The following is a 13349-nucleotide window of genomic DNA, read 5'->3' as shown; positions in this document are numbered from 1 at the left end:
AATATTCCTATATTGTTCTTATTTTATTTTGTGGGAAAATTTCAATATTGCCCATTACCCAAATGATGGCGAACGGCGTAATGCACCATTTCCACGGTAGAAGCTACCTGTAGTTTTTTCTGGATTCTGGCCTTATGGGTACTCACCGTTTTGATGGAAATATTCAGCACATTGGCTACCTCGCTGACCGACACCCCATCCACCAGTAACTGAAAAATTTCCCGCTCCCGGGCGGACAGGCTCTCGTGGAGCATGGGACTGGGGTTGGCGTAGCCGGAGATCACCACATCCACCAGCTTAGGATCGATGAAATGGCCACCAGACGCCACTTTGCGGATAGCTTCGATGAGCACCTCGGGCTCCGCGTCCTTGGTCACGTACCCTTTGATGCCTGACTGAAACAGTCCCTGCACAATAGGATGTTCTTTATAGATGGACAATATGAGGATGGGTAGAGCGGGAAAACGCCGCCCCAATGCCGACACCAGTTGTTCCCCATGGCAACCGGGCATGGAAACGTCCATTACCAATAAATCAGGAGCATTTTTTTCCACCGCCCCAAACACTTCATCCCCATCAGAGACTTCTCCGCTCACCCGGATATCCGGCGTTGTCACCAGAAGCTGCCGAATCCCGACGCGGATCAGGGCATGATCGTCAGCAATTAATACCGATATGCTCATAAGAAAACCAGCACCTTCATTAAACGGTAATCATAAAATATAGCTTTTCATAATAATTTTTACCAAAAAAAATTGTAAATGTCAGCAAAGATATTTATTGCCAAATATTTATTTCGGCAAGGACATTTTTCGTCTGCAATATTTTCTTAAATATCGCCTCTGATAAAATTAATTCGTCATAAAAAAGGCCGGGTATGTCACCATACCCGGCCTTTCCTTTACGCTTTCGTTTGGAGTGCGGCTCAATCCCCCGAACTTAAGGCGACCGCCTGTTCCTGCCAAGCTTGGGCCGCCATCAGCCGGTTAATGCCAGACAACACGGCCCGAATGGAGGCGGTCACAATGTTGGCGTCCAGCCCCACCCCGTGCAGGCTACCGGGGCGGCCTTCCCAGGCCAATTCCACCATAGCGGCAGCGTGGGCCCCTGCCCCTTGCCCCATGGCCCGCTCTTCATAATTGAGCACATGGACCGGAAGCCCCAAGGCATCCAGGGCGGCGGCAATGGGACCGTTGCCCATGCCGGCCAGGGTTTGGGACTGACCATCCCGTTCCACGGTAAGACGAATGCCCTGGGCCCCCCGATGCTCAAAAAGTTCGTGACGGATGTAGCGGTAGGCCCCGGGGACATCCAGATAGGTCTGGGAAAACAAGCGCCACAGGCCCTCCGCCGTCACTTCGCCCCCATTGGCATCCGTGTATTGCTGCACAATGCCGCTAAACTCGATTTGCAGGCGCCGGGGAATTACCAGGCCGTAATGACTCTCCAGCAGATAGGCGATCCCCCCTTTGCCGGACTGGCTATTGACCCGAATGATGGAGTCGTAGCTACGCCCCAAATCCGCCGGATCCACCGGTAAATAGGGAACTTCCCAGGGATCTTCCCCCTGCCGGGCGGCCATGCCTTTTTTAATGGCGTCCTGGTGAGATCCGGAAAAGGCGGTAAAGACCAAATCCCCCGCATAGGGATGGCGGGGATGCACCGGCAACTGGGTGCAGGTTTCCACCATGCGACGGACCCGATCCATGTCGGAAAAATCCAATTGGGGATCAATGCCCTGGGCATAGAAATTCATGGCCAAGGTCACCAAATCCACATTGCCCGTACGCTCCCCGTGGCCGAAGAGGCACCCTTCAACCCGCTCCGCCCCCGCCAACAAGGCCAACTCGGCAGCCGCCACGGCGCAGCCCCGATCATTGTGGGGATGCACACTGAGGATGACGCTGTCCCGCCGGGCCAAATGGCGATCCATCCACTCAATCCGGTCCGCATAAACGTTGGGGGTGGTGATTTCTACCGTGGCCGGAAGATTGAGGATCACCTTGCGGCTGGGCGTGGCCCCCCAGGCGGCGGTCACCGCATCGCAGATGTCCCGGGCGAAATCCAGCTCGGTGGCGGTAAAGGTCTCCGGGCTATATTCCAAAGTCCATTCCGTTTCCGGATGGGCGTCGCACAGGGCACGCACCTGCTGCACCGCCGTCACCGCCATGGCCACCACCTGATCCCGGTCCATGCCGAACACCCGCTCCCGGAAGGCCGGGGAAGTGGCGTTGTAGATATGGATAATGGCCCGGCGACAACCGGCCAGGGATTCGATGGTGCGGGCAATCAAATGGGGACGGGCCTGGGTCAACACTTCAATGGTCACGTCGTCCGGAATATGCCCCCCCTCGATCAGGGTACGGACAAAATCAAAATCCGTCTGGGAAGCGGCGGGAAAAGCCACTTCGATGTCCTTGAACCCGATCTGGCACAACATGCGGAACATGGCCAGCTTATGCTCACCATCCATGGGCTCGAACAAGGCCTGATTGCCGTCCCGCAGATCCGTACTCATCCAGCGGGGGGCCTGGGTAAGGACCCGATCAGGCCAGCGGCGGTCCGTGAGTTGGACCGGCGGCTCCGGATGGTATTTGGTTTGTGGTGTCTTCAACATGGGAATCTTTCCGTGGAAAAAATTGAAAGGATCGGCGCCCTTCCCCTTCCGCCCTTGTGAGGAGGAAACCGTCCTGACCGCCTTGTGAGCCGCCGGACAGTGGGACTGCCACCGTGTTGGAATGAAGAACAGTATAGGCAGCCACGCGAGGAAAATAATTGCAAAATACCCAACAAAATCGCCAATATATTTTCAATAATTTTATTTTTTATCCTATTATTGAAATTAATCACCTTATGCACCGAGCACCCCATGGACCTGGATAAATTCGACCGAAAAATATTGGAAGCTCTGCAGGCGGAAGGACGGCTGAGCAATCTGGAATTGGCAGACCGTATCGGTCTCTCCCCTTCCCCCTGCCTGCGCCGAGTCCGGGCTCTGGAGGAAAGCGGCTTAATCGCCGGCTACCGGGCGGTGCTGGACGCCCGGAAATTGGGCCTTTCCATCATGGCCCTGCTGCACATCTCCATGGACAAACACACACCGGAGCGCTTCGCCCACTTTGAAGCGGCCATCGCCGCCCTGCCCGAAGTGCTGGAATGCCTGCTCATCACCGGCCAGGATGCGGATTACCAGCTCAAGGTGGTGATTCGGGACATGGACGCCTACCAGGAGCTGCTCCTCAACCGCATTACCCGCATCGAAGGGGTAAGCGGGGTCCATACCAGTTTTGTGCTGCGCCACGTGGTGGATAAAACCGCCCTGCCGGTCTAGAACGCCACCTAGTTGGGGGGATGGGACCAGCCCCCGCCGGCCACCTGCCGACGACTACCTCCCCAAAAGAAAAAGGCCCGGAAGCGGGCCTTTTTTTCTGACTGGGGCGCGCCAAGGGCCCGGTCGTTAGTCCCCCAGGGACTCCCGCTCCGCATCCGCCCAGCAATTGGGGGTTTCATAGAGGCGCACCCGCTCCAGACGCAGGTGATTGCCATAGCGGTCCTGGTAGGCCTGATCCAGGATACGGAAGGCCTGGAGCGCCAAGTTTTCAGCGGTAGGCACGCAATCCAGCTCCACCGTCTTGTGCCCGGGCATGGTACGGAGAAAAGCCACCACCTGGGTATCGCCCCGGTAGGCAAGGAAGGCGTGATCCCAGGCATCCACAATATGGCGCTGGGCAATGTCCTTGACCTCGGAAAAGTCCATCACCATGCCATTGGCCGGATCTCCCTCCTGCCGGATCACCCCGCCGGACAGGGTAATTTCCAGCACATAGCGATGCCCGTGCAGGTGGCGACACTGGCTGCGGTGATCGGGAATGCGGTGACCGGCATCGAATTCAAGACGGCGGGTGATAAGCATGGATTTTTCTGTCAGGACAAAGCTCATAATTATAACATTCACCCCCTGGACCACTTGAAGGATTCCCATGCGGGACACCCCCCACGCCCTGAGCACCACCGACCATAGCCGGGACAGCGCCGGTCTGACCTATGTTTACCCCGTTCTCTCCCGCCGGGCTGGGGGCGTGTCAGTGGGCATTAATCTGAACACCAATAACGCTTGCAACTGGGCTTGCGTCTATTGCCAGGTCCCCGATTTGACCCGGGGCGGCCCGCCCCCGGTGGACCTGGAGCGGCTGGAGCAGGAGCTGGACGGCTTTTTCCAGGAGGCCGTACATGGGGATTATCTCCAGCAAGCCGCCCCTCCCGAATTCCGGAAGCTGGTGGATGTGGCCTTTTCCGGGAACGGAGAACCCACCAGCGCGGCAGAATTCACCCCGGCCCTGGCTCGGGTCTATGGGGTGATGGAACGATTCGGGTTGCGTGAAAGCCTGCCCGTGCGCCTCATTACTAACGGTAGCCTAATCCACAAGGCAGAGGTACAGGAGGGCTTGGCCTGGCTGGGCCGGCACCAGGGCGAAGTCTGGTTCAAAGTGGATCAAGCTACGGAAGAAGGGGCCGCCCGGGTCAACGCCACCCGCCAGAATCCCCGCCATACCCTGGACAACCTGCGCTGCTGCGCCGCCCTGGCCCCCACCTGGGTACAAACCTGCGCCTTCGCCTGGGATGGCCAGCCCACTTTGTCAGGAACGGAATTGGAGGCCTATCTAGCCCTGCTGGTGCAGGTAAAGGATCTTATCCGGGGAGTGTTGCTTTACGGTATCGCCCGCCCCCCCCAACAGACAGCCCAACTTTCCCACCTAGAGCGTCTGGCCCCGGAACAAATGGAGAGCATTGCCCAGGCCATAAAAAAACTCGGAATTCCGGTGCGCATGACCCCGTAATTCCGAGCTTCTTGTGGCTCCCGGGGCCCGGCATAGGAGCCGGGCCGGGAAAACTTCTGGGCGGTTTAGGCCGCTTTCTTTTGCTTGCCGCGGGCCGCCTTCTTCAAAGCCTTGAAGGTTTCCGGTTCGGAAGTCTTCAGGTAGTCGATGACTTCCATGTCTTCCCGCTTAATGTGCTGGATATCCACCTGTTCCACGTGAACCAAGCGGAGCAGTTCCCGCACGGGCTTGGGCATATTGCGGCCGCTTTCATAGCGGGAACCGCCACTCTGGGTAACGCCGATCTTGGACCAGAACTGTTGTTGGTTCAGCCCCAGCTTGCGGCGGATTTCCCGGGGATCAATTTTTTCGACCAGTTTTACGTTGCTCATATTGGACCTCGTGAGTTGATCTATCAAAAGGCAAAGGACGGCAAGGAGCTCGACCAGTAAGACCAAGAAGGATCACCTGCGAGCGACAACTTCATTTCCTGTTGGGGTTCTGAAGCTATTACCTACTTGCTATGACCTAAGTCATAACGCGAGTATAGACCATAAACATAAAATTGCAAGTGGCATGGTTGGCCGTTGCAAATTTTTACGTTTTCGCAAAGTCTCCAGCCCGCACCCCAGATCAGTTAAAATTGCCGTTTGTTTTCAAACGAGCAATTGGAAAAGGAATGGCGCTGATAGTTCAGAAATACGGCGGCACGTCGGTCGGCAGCACCGACCGCATCAAGAACGTGGCCAAACGGGTAGCCAAATGGAAAGCCCAGGGTCACGACCTGATCGTCGTCCCCTCCGCCATGTCGGGGGAAACCAATCGTCTTATCGCCCTGGCCAAGGATATTTCCGCCACGCCCAGCCCCCGGGAGCTGGACGTGATCGCCTCCACCGGCGAACAGGTGACCATCGGCCTGCTGGCCATGGCGCTCCAGGAAGAAGGTTTACAGGCCAAGAGCTACACCGGCGCCCAGGTCAAGGTTTTGACCGACAGTTCCCACACCAAGGCCCGCATTCTGCAAATCGACGACGAGCGTATCCGGGCGGATTTGGCCCAGGGTTACGTGGTCGTGGTAGCCGGTTTTCAAGGGGTGGATGGGGACGGCAATATCACCACCTTGGGCCGGGGAGGCTCCGATACCTCCGCCGTAGCCCTGGCCGCCGCCCTGAAGGCCGATGAATGCCAGATTTACACGGACGTGGACGGGGTTTACACCACCGACCCCCGGGTCGTGCCCGAAGCCCGCAAGCTAGACACCATCACCTTTGAAGAAATGCTGGAAATGGCCAGCCTGGGCTCCAAGGTGCTGCAAATCCGCTCGGTGGAATTCGCCGGCAAGTACAAAGTGAAATTACGGGTGTTATCCAGCTTTCAGGACGAAGGAGAAGGTACCTTGATTACCGTTGAGGAAGACAAGAACATGGAACAGGCCATCATTTCCGGCATCGCATTCAGCCGGGACGAGGCCAAACTGACGGTGCTGGGCGTTCCCGATCGTCCCGGCATCGCCTACCAGATTCTCGGCCCCATCGCCGACGCCAACATCGACGTAGACATGATCATCCAGAACGTGGGCCGGGACGGCACCACGGACTTCTCCTTTACCGTCAACCGGAACGAACACAATCGGGCTCTGGCGGTACTGAATTCCGTCCAGGAACACATCGGCGCCCGGGAAATCCTGGGAGATGCAAAGATTTGCAAGGTCTCCGCCGTGGGCGTGGGCATGCGTTCCCACCCCGGCATCGCCAGCCAGATGTTCCGCACCCTGGCGGAGGAAGGCATCAACATCCAGATGATCTCCACCTCTGAAATCAAGATTTCCGTGGTAATCGACGAGAAGTATCTGGAGCTGGCAGTACGGGTGCTGCATCGCACCTTCGGGCTGGACCAAGCCGCTTAAGGCAAGGCCGCAAAAGTGATTTGACCCGAGGACGGCTTCCGGTTATGATGCCGCCCTCTAACGGAGACGTGGCCGAGAGGTCGAAGGCACTCCCCTGCTAAGGGAGCATGCGGGCATAAACCTGCATCGAGGGTTCGAATCCCTCCGTCTCCGCCAGAAACAATTGGCCAGTTTATTTAAGCGCTGAAGCAACAATAGCAATTAAATAAATCTGGACAAATTAGAAAAAGTCAGTATAATTTCGACTTCTTCGAAACGCGCTCGTAGCTCATCTGGATAGAGTACTTGGCTACGAACCAAGGGGTAGGGGGTTCGAATCCCTCCGAGCGCACCAGATTCAATAAAAAAGCCAGGCTCTGCCTGGCTTTTTTATTTTCTTTTATTCCCCCCCATTCCCCTCAGAAAAAAAATCCTCCTTAAGCAATTTTTAATCGGGAGAATGATTATGGAATACCCGCAACAAGGATATTCTATTTAAATATTACGTCAGCCATAATTCCCAGAGAAATCAGCGCACCGAATAGGAGCTGGAATTGGGCCGTTGCTGCCAACAGGGAATTGAATTCAGCGCCACCCCGAGCCAGGAAAAAACGCCGGACCAGAACCACTCCCCAGAGGCTGCAGGCCAACGCACCCCAGGCAGCCCACGCTACCCCAACACAAAACGCCCACAGGGCCGCCGAGAGACAGGGTAGCAACAGCAAGACCCCGTATTCCCGACAACAAAAAAGCCGCCCCCCTAGGACCGCCAGGGTTTTCCTCCCGGCCTTTTGATCTTCTTCCCGATCCCGGGTGTTATTGACCACAATGACAGCTGCGGCCAAGGCGCCCTGCAAAGTCCCCAGAACTAGGGCCGAGGGGGATAGGGTCAGGGTTTGCAGATAATAGGTGCCAGCCACGGCCCCCAACCCGAAAAAAAGACAGACAAACAGTTCCCCCAGAGGTGAGCGGGAAATGGGATAGGGACCGTGGGTATAGGCCCAGCCCGCCACCAGGGAAGCCAACCCCAGCCCGACGATAGGCCAGCCACCCTGCCGCACCAAGGCAATGCCTAACACAAAAGCCGCCAGCATCAGGGCGTAGGCCCAGGCCTTGACCTGGGCCGGAGAAGCCCACCCCAACGCCACCACCCGGGGGGGACCCAGCCGGTCCGGAGTATCCGTTCCCGATTCCCCGTCTCCCGCGTCATTGAGGAGATTGGTGGCCGCTTGAATAAACAGGGCCGCCACCAAAGAAAGCCCCAAAACCCACCCAACAAAAGCCCGTTGATTCCAAAACGCCAAGGCACTCCCTAAAAAAACCGGAGCCAGAGAAATGCTCAGGGTTTTGGGGCGAATGCCCATCCAGAAAATAGCCAATCGGGAAGAAGGCTTGATCAATAAGGGGGAAAGTAATTCCCCGACGGTATTTTCTGGATTTCGCAAAAGAAGGTCCTAATAGAATTAATTACCCAGCTTAACCAATTGGCCGTTTTTAATCTGCACCTTATCCCCGGAAGAAAAATCCGGTTTATTGTCATAGGCAAAGGTTTTGGCCGTGCCATTGCGCAATTTTATATGCACTTCGTAATTGGCTTTGCTGCGCACTTTCTTTTCGATTTGATGGCCCGCATAGGCACCACCGGCCGCCCCGGCAATGGTGGCGATCGTGTTACCCGTGCCATTTCCGATCTGATTGCCTACCAGGCCACCCACCACCCCACCGGCAATGGCACCCAACCCGGTGCCCTCCCCCTGGGTCGTATGGGATTCCACCTCGGTGACCACGCCGCAGGTGGATTTGGTACAACCCGCCTCGGCCAAGCCCGCGGCCCCCATCAGGGCGCAGCCCAGGGCAACGCAGATAAAACGATTGATGGCTTGCATCTTCCACCTCCAACTCGTTTGAGGAACACGGGAAGACTATACCGCTGGCAAGCCTAGGCACAAAGGGAGCCAGAAAAGAATCGCCACCCGGAACCCATTCGGAGTCAGAGAGGCCGTCAAAAAGGCCAAAATCCGGGCGCAAAAAAAGCCGCTGTAAGCGGCTTTTGCTTTCGGAGACCCAAGCGAAATGCTTGGTAGGCGCGATTGGATTCGAACCAACGACCCCCACCATGTCAAGGTGATGCTCTAACCAACTGAGCTACGCGCCTCCCGAAGAAGCGCGAATTATATAGGGTTTCTTCAGAAAAGCAAGGGCTGCTCCGGAAAAATTGGGTCAAATTGCCCGGCCCGCCCCCTACCCCATCCCCAGCCAGCAAGCGCATAATTCCCACCATGATGGAACGTCCTCAAAGCTTCGGCGAAGAAATCGCCAACAGTATCAGCCACGGTGTGGGCTTTCTCGCCGCCGTGGCCGCTATGCCCGTATTGATTGTCTGGGCCGTACAAAACGGCCACGCCGCCAATGTGGTGGGCGCTAGCATTTTCTCCGCCACCATGATTCTGCTGTACCTGATTTCCACCCTCTACCACGCCATTCCCATGGGGCAGGTCAAGCAGTTTTTCGTCAAACTGGATCACAGCGCCATTTACCTGTTCATCGCCGGTAGCTACACCCCCTTTTCCCTGGGAGTACTTCGCGGCGCCTGGGGATGGACCTTGTTCGGCTTGGTCTGGGGCTTGGCGGCCCTGGGCCTGGTGCTGAAATTCACCAACCGGCTCACCCGCCCCTGGATTTCCACCAGCCTTTATCTGCTCATGGGCTGGCTGGTGCTCATCGCCGCCGTGCCCATGGTGCAGCGCATGTCCTGGGTGGGTTTGGGCTGGCTGGCGGGCGGCGGCATCGCTTATACCGCAGGCGTGTACTTTTTTATCACGGACAGCCGCCGCTTCCGCCATTTTGTCTGGCACCTGTTCGTGCTGGCGGGCAGCATCTGCCACTTTTTCGCCGTCCTCTGGTACGCGGCATAAAAAAGCCATCCCGAGGGATGGCTGGTAATGCGGCCCATCAAAGGGCTGGAGCATCGGGCCAGGCGGCCAGGAATTCCTCCCAATGGGGCTTGTGGAGCTTGTCCAGTTCGCTCCGAATAAAGGCCATTTCAGTCCCATGCTCCTCCTGGGAACACTCCCCCCGCATCAAGCGAAAGCGGGATAGGACCAGATAGGTATTCACCACATCGGTTTCGCAGTAGTCCCGAATTTCCGCTTGGCGACCGGCCTGCCAAGCCTCCCACACCTTGCCCCCATCCATGCCCAGCTTGCCCGGGTAGCCCATGAGCTTGGCCAGGTCATCCAAGGGGGCATTGGCCCGGGGCTGGTAAAGGGCCAGCAAATCCATCAAATCCAGGTGCCGGGTGTGGTAACGGCTGATGTAGTTGTTCCACTTAAAATCCCGGGAATCGGCGTAATCCCCATCCCCCAGATCCCAGTAACGGGGGGCCATGACCCCATGAATCATGCCCCGGTAGTGCAACACGGGGAGGTCGAACCCCCCTCCGTTCCAGGAAACAATCTGGGGCGTGAATTTCTCGATGCCATCGAAAAAGCGCTGGATGATTTCCTTTTCCGACTGTTCCGGCTCCGCCAGGGACCAGACCCGAAAGCCCTCTTTGGTCCGGAGGGCGCAGGAAATCACCGCCACCCGTTGTAGATGGAGGGGAAGGAAATCCGTGCCGTTCTGGGCACGCCGCTGCTGGAAGGCCAGTTCCGCCACCTCCCCATCGGAGAGCTCCGGGCCCACCCCGTAAAGGCGGCGCAGCCCGGGGACATCCGGAATGGTCTCGATGTCAAAAACCAGTACGGGAACCATCACGCCACGCTCAGGCGGGGAATACGCCGGTGGACAGGTAGCGGTCGCCCCGGTCACAGACGATGGAAACGATCACGGCGTTTTCCACTTCCTTGGCCGCCCGCAGGGCCACGGCCAAGGCGCCGCCAGAGGAAATGCCGGCAAAGATGCCCTCTTCCCGGGCCAGGCGGCGGGTCATTTCCTCCGCATCGGCCTGGGAGACGTATTCCAGCCGATCCACCCGGGATTTTTCAAAAATCTTGGGCAAATAGGCTTCCGGCCATTTGCGGATACCGGGAATCTGGCTCCCTTCGTCCGGCTGACAGCCAATGACCTGGACAGCCGGATTCTGTTCCTTCAGGTAACGGGAAATCCCCATCAGGGTTCCGGTGGTCCCCATGCTGGAAACAAAATGGGTCACCTTACCCTGGGTGTCCCGCCAGATTTCCGGGCCGGTGCTTTCGTAGTGAGCCAAAGGATTATCCGGGTTGGCAAACTGGTCCAGGATAATACCCTGGCCTTCGTCCCGCATTTTGGTGGCCGTATCCCGGGCCAGCTCCATGCCCCCTTCCCTGGGGGTCAGGATCAGTTCCGCGCCGTAGGCCCGCATGGTCTGACGCCGCTCCAGGCTCTGGTTTTCCGGCATGACCAGAATCATCCGGTAGCCCCGCATGGCCGCCGCCATGGCCAGGGCAATGCCCGTATTGCCGCTGGTAGCCTCGATCAGGGTATCCCCAGGCTTGATGTCGCCCCGGGCTTCCGCATGGGAAATCATGGACAGGGCGGGCCGGTCTTTCACCGAACCCGCCGGATTATTGCCTTCCAGCTTCACCAGAATCACATTGCCCCGGGCTTCATTTTCCGCACCGGGAATCCGCTGCAAACGCACCAGGGGAGTGTCGCAGACGAATTGTTCCAAGGTTTTAAACATGTTTCAGCGCCTATTCAAAAATTGCACATATTCGCCCACGCCCTGGGCGACGGTATGGAAGGGGGCGTCGTAGCCGGCGGCCCGCAGTTTTGTCAGATCGGCCTGGGTGAAGCTCTGGTATTTGCCCTTCAAGGCTTCCGGGAAGGGGATGTATTCCACCAGCCCCTGTTCCCGCAATTGCTCCAAGCCCAGGGCGGGTTTGCCTTCCAGGGCGCGACAGCTATTCACCGTGGCTTCCGCCACATCGTTAAAACTCTGGGCCCGGCCCGTACCCAGGTTGAAGATGCCGGACTTTTCCGGGTGGTCCAGGAAAAAGAGATTCACCTTGGCCACATCTCCCACATAGACAAAGTCCCGCTGCTGTTCCCCGTTGCCGTAGCCGTCACAGCCTTCAAACAGCTTCACCTTGCCTTCAGCCTGATACTGGTTGAAGTGGTGGAAGGCCACGGAGGCCATGCGTCCCTTATGGCTTTCCCGGGGGCCGTACACGTTGAAATAGCGGAAACCGGCGATCTGGGAAGAGGCTTCGGGCAGACGCTTGCGTACGATCTGGTCGAAGAGGAACTTGGAGTAGCCGTACACATTCAAGGGCGCTTCGTATTGCCGCTCTTCCTTGAACACGTTGCTGCCCCCGTAGGTAGCGGCACTGGAGGCGTAGAGAAACTGGACCTCCTGATCCTGGCACCAGTCCAGAAGGGCCAGGGAGTAGCGGTAGTTGTTCTCCATCATGTAACGGCCGTCCGTTTCCATGGTGTCGGAGCAGGCCCCTTCGTGGAGAATGGCGTCCACGTCCCCATCGAACTGGCCGCTCATGAGCCGTTCCAGGAAATCGTTCTTGTCCAGGTAGTCCGCAATGTGGCAATCCACCAGATTCTTGAACTTATCCGCCTTGGTCAGATTGTCCACCGCAATAATGTCGGTGATGCCCCGCTCATTGAGGGCTTTGACCAGATTGGAGCCAATGAAGCCGGCGGCGCCGGTGACGATGGTATACACGATAACAGTCCTTTAAGATTGGGCCGCCGCCAGCGCGGCTTCCAGTTCATCCCGGCTCACCACGGCCGTTCCCAGCTTGCCGACCACGATACCGCCAGCCAAGTTGGCGACCCGTACCCCGGTTTCCCAGTCTGCTCCACCGGCCATGAGCACCCCCAGGGTGGCAATAACCGTATCCCCGGCGCCGGACACGTCGAAAACTTCCCGGGCTTGAGCACCCTGGGTAAAGCTGCCCTGCTCCCGATAGAGGGTCATGCCCTCCTCGCTGCGGGTCAGCAACAGGGCCTCCAGGCCCAAATCCTGGCGCAGACCCTGGGCCTTGGCGGTCAGCTGTGCCTCGTTCTGCCAGCGGCCCACAACTTCCCCCAGTTCAGCCCGGTTGGGAGTCAGTACGGAAGCCCCCGCATAGCGGCTGTAATCATCCCCCTTGGGGTCGATCAAGACCGGCTTACCGGCCGCCCGGGCTGCGTCGATCATGGCCCGGATATGGGTGAGCCCACCCTTGCCGTAGTCAGACAGAATCACCACGTCAGTCTCAGGCAGGCGTTGTTTGAAATCGGCCAGATTGGCTTCCAGCACCTCGTGGGAGGGCTGGGTTTCAAAATCGATGCGCAGCAACTGTTGTTGCCGCCCGATGACCCGGAGCTTTACCGTGGTGCTGATGGTAGGGTCCGCCTGAAGGGATACCTGAATCCCCTGACCGGCCACCAAACGTCGGAGGGCCTCCCCCGGCTCATCATCCCCAACAACGGACAACAGGCAGACCTGGGCCCCCAGGGCGGCGCAATTACGGGCCACATTGGCCGCCCCCCCCGGGCGCTCCTCGTTGCGCTCCACCTTCACCACCGGCACCGGGGCTTCCGGAGAAATCCGGGAAACATCGCCAAACCAGTAACGATCCAGCATTACATCACCCACAATCAGAATGCGGGCGGCAGACAAATCAGGCAAAAGACTCATAGCGGTAACTGATATAGGTTTTGACTGG

General features: G+C 57.9%; 14 protein-coding genes and 3 tRNA genes. 6 read left to right on the top strand and 11 right to left on the bottom strand.

Translation table 11 applies throughout. The features are described from left to right. Nucleotides 1-41: 41 nt before the first annotated feature. Together Azoinq_RS13385 and leuA are read right to left on the bottom strand one after the other, a co-directional pair. A complete protein-coding gene (locus Azoinq_RS13385; protein ID WP_216128405.1) occupies nucleotides 42-683 on the bottom strand; it encodes a response regulator in 642 nt (213 codons plus the stop codon). 242 nt (nucleotides 684-925) lie between these two features. Next, a complete protein-coding gene (gene leuA / locus Azoinq_RS13380) occupies nucleotides 926-2617 on the bottom strand; it encodes a 2-isopropylmalate synthase (RefSeq protein ID WP_216128406.1) in 1692 nt (563 codons plus the stop codon). Nucleotides 2618-2869: 252 nt separating this feature from the next. On the opposite strand from leuA, the gene Azoinq_RS13375 reads away from it, so the two are divergent. Beyond that, on the top strand, nucleotides 2870-3331 hold the full coding sequence (locus Azoinq_RS13375; RefSeq protein WP_216178422.1) for an Lrp/AsnC family transcriptional regulator: 462 nt from the start codon (nucleotides 2870-2872) through the stop codon (nucleotides 3329-3331). Nucleotides 3332-3457: 126 nt separating this feature from the next. Here the strand turns inward: Azoinq_RS13375 and queD are convergent, their stop codons facing one another. Further along, entirely contained in the window at nucleotides 3458-3913 is a 456-nt protein-coding gene (queD, locus tag Azoinq_RS13370) for a 6-carboxytetrahydropterin synthase QueD (protein WP_216132391.1), read from the bottom strand. 67 nt (nucleotides 3914-3980) lie between these two features. On the opposite strand from queD, the gene Azoinq_RS13365 reads away from it, so the two are divergent. Then, a complete protein-coding gene (locus Azoinq_RS13365; RefSeq protein ID WP_216128407.1) occupies nucleotides 3981-4838 on the top strand; it encodes a radical SAM protein in 858 nt (285 codons plus the stop codon). A gap of 65 nt (nucleotides 4839-4903) precedes the next feature. Here Azoinq_RS13365 and Azoinq_RS13360 read toward each other — a convergent pair whose 3' ends face one another. Then, on the bottom strand, nucleotides 4904-5209 hold the full coding sequence (locus tag Azoinq_RS13360) for a helix-turn-helix domain-containing protein (RefSeq protein ID WP_216128408.1): 306 nt from the start codon (nucleotides 5207-5209) through the stop codon (nucleotides 4904-4906). Nucleotides 5210-5496: 287 nt separating this feature from the next. Between Azoinq_RS13360 and Azoinq_RS13355 the strand changes: the two genes are divergently transcribed. The 3 genes from Azoinq_RS13355 (at nucleotide 5497) to Azoinq_RS13345 (ending at nucleotide 7057) form a co-directional block, all read left to right on the top strand. Further along, nucleotides 5497-6723, top strand: coding sequence for an aspartate kinase (locus Azoinq_RS13355; RefSeq protein WP_216128409.1), 1227 nt, complete (start codon nucleotides 5497-5499; stop codon nucleotides 6721-6723). A gap of 62 nt (nucleotides 6724-6785) precedes the next feature. Beyond that, a tRNA-Ser gene (locus tag Azoinq_RS13350) sits at nucleotides 6786-6879 on the top strand. A gap of 101 nt (nucleotides 6880-6980) precedes the next feature. Continuing rightward, nucleotides 6981-7057 (top strand) — tRNA-Arg (locus Azoinq_RS13345). Nucleotides 7058-7193: 136 nt separating this feature from the next. Here Azoinq_RS13345 and menA read toward each other — a convergent pair. From menA to Azoinq_RS13330, 3 genes are all read right to left on the bottom strand, one after another. Then, nucleotides 7194-8066, bottom strand: a complete 873-nt coding sequence (gene menA, locus Azoinq_RS13340; RefSeq protein WP_216128410.1) for a 1,4-dihydroxy-2-naphthoate octaprenyltransferase — start codon at nucleotides 8064-8066, stop codon at nucleotides 7194-7196. A 99-nt stretch (nucleotides 8067-8165) separates the two neighbouring features. Further along, nucleotides 8166-8588, bottom strand: a complete 423-nt coding sequence (locus Azoinq_RS13335; protein ID WP_216128411.1) for a glycine zipper 2TM domain-containing protein — start codon at nucleotides 8586-8588, stop codon at nucleotides 8166-8168. A 192-nt stretch (nucleotides 8589-8780) separates the two neighbouring features. Next, nucleotides 8781-8857, bottom strand: a tRNA-Val gene (locus Azoinq_RS13330). Between the two features lie 124 nt (nucleotides 8858-8981). On the opposite strand from Azoinq_RS13330, the gene trhA reads away from it, so the two are divergent. Then, nucleotides 8982-9617 carry a PAQR family membrane homeostasis protein TrhA gene (gene trhA / locus Azoinq_RS13325; RefSeq protein ID WP_216128412.1) on the top strand — a complete coding sequence of 212 codons (636 nt, stop codon included), beginning with the start codon at nucleotides 8982-8984 and terminating at the stop codon, nucleotides 9615-9617. A 37-nt stretch (nucleotides 9618-9654) separates the two neighbouring features. Here trhA and Azoinq_RS13320 read toward each other — a convergent pair whose 3' ends face one another. The 4 genes from Azoinq_RS13320 to rfaE1 are packed head-to-tail and all read right to left on the bottom strand — an operon-like array spanning nucleotide 9655 to nucleotide 13321. Beyond that, nucleotides 9655-10455 (bottom strand): 3'-5' exonuclease, encoded by an 801-nt coding sequence (locus Azoinq_RS13320; RefSeq protein WP_216132394.1) that lies wholly within the window; start codon nucleotides 10453-10455, stop codon nucleotides 9655-9657. A gap of 10 nt (nucleotides 10456-10465) precedes the next feature. Continuing rightward, nucleotides 10466-11365 carry a cysteine synthase CysM gene (gene cysM / locus Azoinq_RS13315; protein ID WP_216128413.1) on the bottom strand — a complete coding sequence of 300 codons (900 nt, stop codon included), beginning with the start codon at nucleotides 11363-11365 and terminating at the stop codon, nucleotides 10466-10468. 3 nt (nucleotides 11366-11368) lie between these two features. Continuing rightward, a complete protein-coding gene (gene rfaD / locus Azoinq_RS13310) occupies nucleotides 11369-12361 on the bottom strand; it encodes an ADP-glyceromanno-heptose 6-epimerase (RefSeq protein ID WP_216128414.1) in 993 nt (330 codons plus the stop codon). A 12-nt stretch (nucleotides 12362-12373) separates the two neighbouring features. Then, a complete protein-coding gene (gene rfaE1, locus Azoinq_RS13305) occupies nucleotides 12374-13321 on the bottom strand; it encodes a D-glycero-beta-D-manno-heptose-7-phosphate kinase (RefSeq protein ID WP_216128415.1) in 948 nt (315 codons plus the stop codon). Between the last annotated feature and the right edge of the window lie 28 nt (nucleotides 13322-13349).

It is taken from the genome of Azospira inquinata (assembly GCF_018905915.1).
GTDB lineage: Bacteria > Pseudomonadota > Gammaproteobacteria > Burkholderiales > Rhodocyclaceae > Azospira > Azospira inquinata.
The sequence above is the reverse complement of the archived record's forward strand: the minus strand, read 5'-3'. Positions and strand labels throughout refer to the sequence as shown.

Bases quoted from the DNA above. Each gene is read 5' to 3' on its own strand.
- Azoinq_RS13335 (WP_216128411.1), bottom strand. From the start codon at position 8,588: ATGCAAGCCATCAATCGTTTTATCTGCGTTGCCCTGGGCTGCGCCCTG.
- trhA (WP_216128412.1), top strand. From the start codon at position 8,982: ATGATGGAACGTCCTCAAAGCTTCGGCGAAGAAATCGCCAACAGTATC.
- menA (WP_216128410.1), bottom strand. From the start codon at position 8,066: ATGGGCATTCGCCCCAAAACCCTGAGCATTTCTCTGGCTCCGGTTTTT.
- Azoinq_RS13365 (WP_216128407.1), top strand. From the start codon at position 3,981: ATGCGGGACACCCCCCACGCCCTGAGCACCACCGACCATAGCCGGGAC.
- Azoinq_RS13385 (WP_216128405.1), bottom strand. From the start codon at position 683: ATGAGCATATCGGTATTAATTGCTGACGATCATGCCCTGATCCGCGTC.
- Azoinq_RS13360 (WP_216128408.1), bottom strand. From the start codon at position 5,209: ATGAGCAACGTAAAACTGGTCGAAAAAATTGATCCCCGGGAAATCCGC.
- Azoinq_RS13320 (WP_216132394.1), bottom strand. From the start codon at position 10,455: ATGGTTCCCGTACTGGTTTTTGACATCGAGACCATTCCGGATGTCCCC.
- queD (WP_216132391.1), bottom strand. From the start codon at position 3,913: ATGCTTATCACCCGCCGTCTTGAATTCGATGCCGGTCACCGCATTCCC.
- Azoinq_RS13375 (WP_216178422.1), top strand. From the start codon at position 2,870: ATGGACCTGGATAAATTCGACCGAAAAATATTGGAAGCTCTGCAGGCG.
- Azoinq_RS13355 (WP_216128409.1), top strand. From the start codon at position 5,497: ATGGCGCTGATAGTTCAGAAATACGGCGGCACGTCGGTCGGCAGCACC.
- rfaE1 (WP_216128415.1), bottom strand. From the start codon at position 13,321: ATGAGTCTTTTGCCTGATTTGTCTGCCGCCCGCATTCTGATTGTGGGT.
- leuA (WP_216128406.1), bottom strand. From the start codon at position 2,617: ATGTTGAAGACACCACAAACCAAATACCATCCGGAGCCGCCGGTCCAA.
- cysM (WP_216128413.1), bottom strand. From the start codon at position 11,365: ATGTTTAAAACCTTGGAACAATTCGTCTGCGACACTCCCCTGGTGCGT.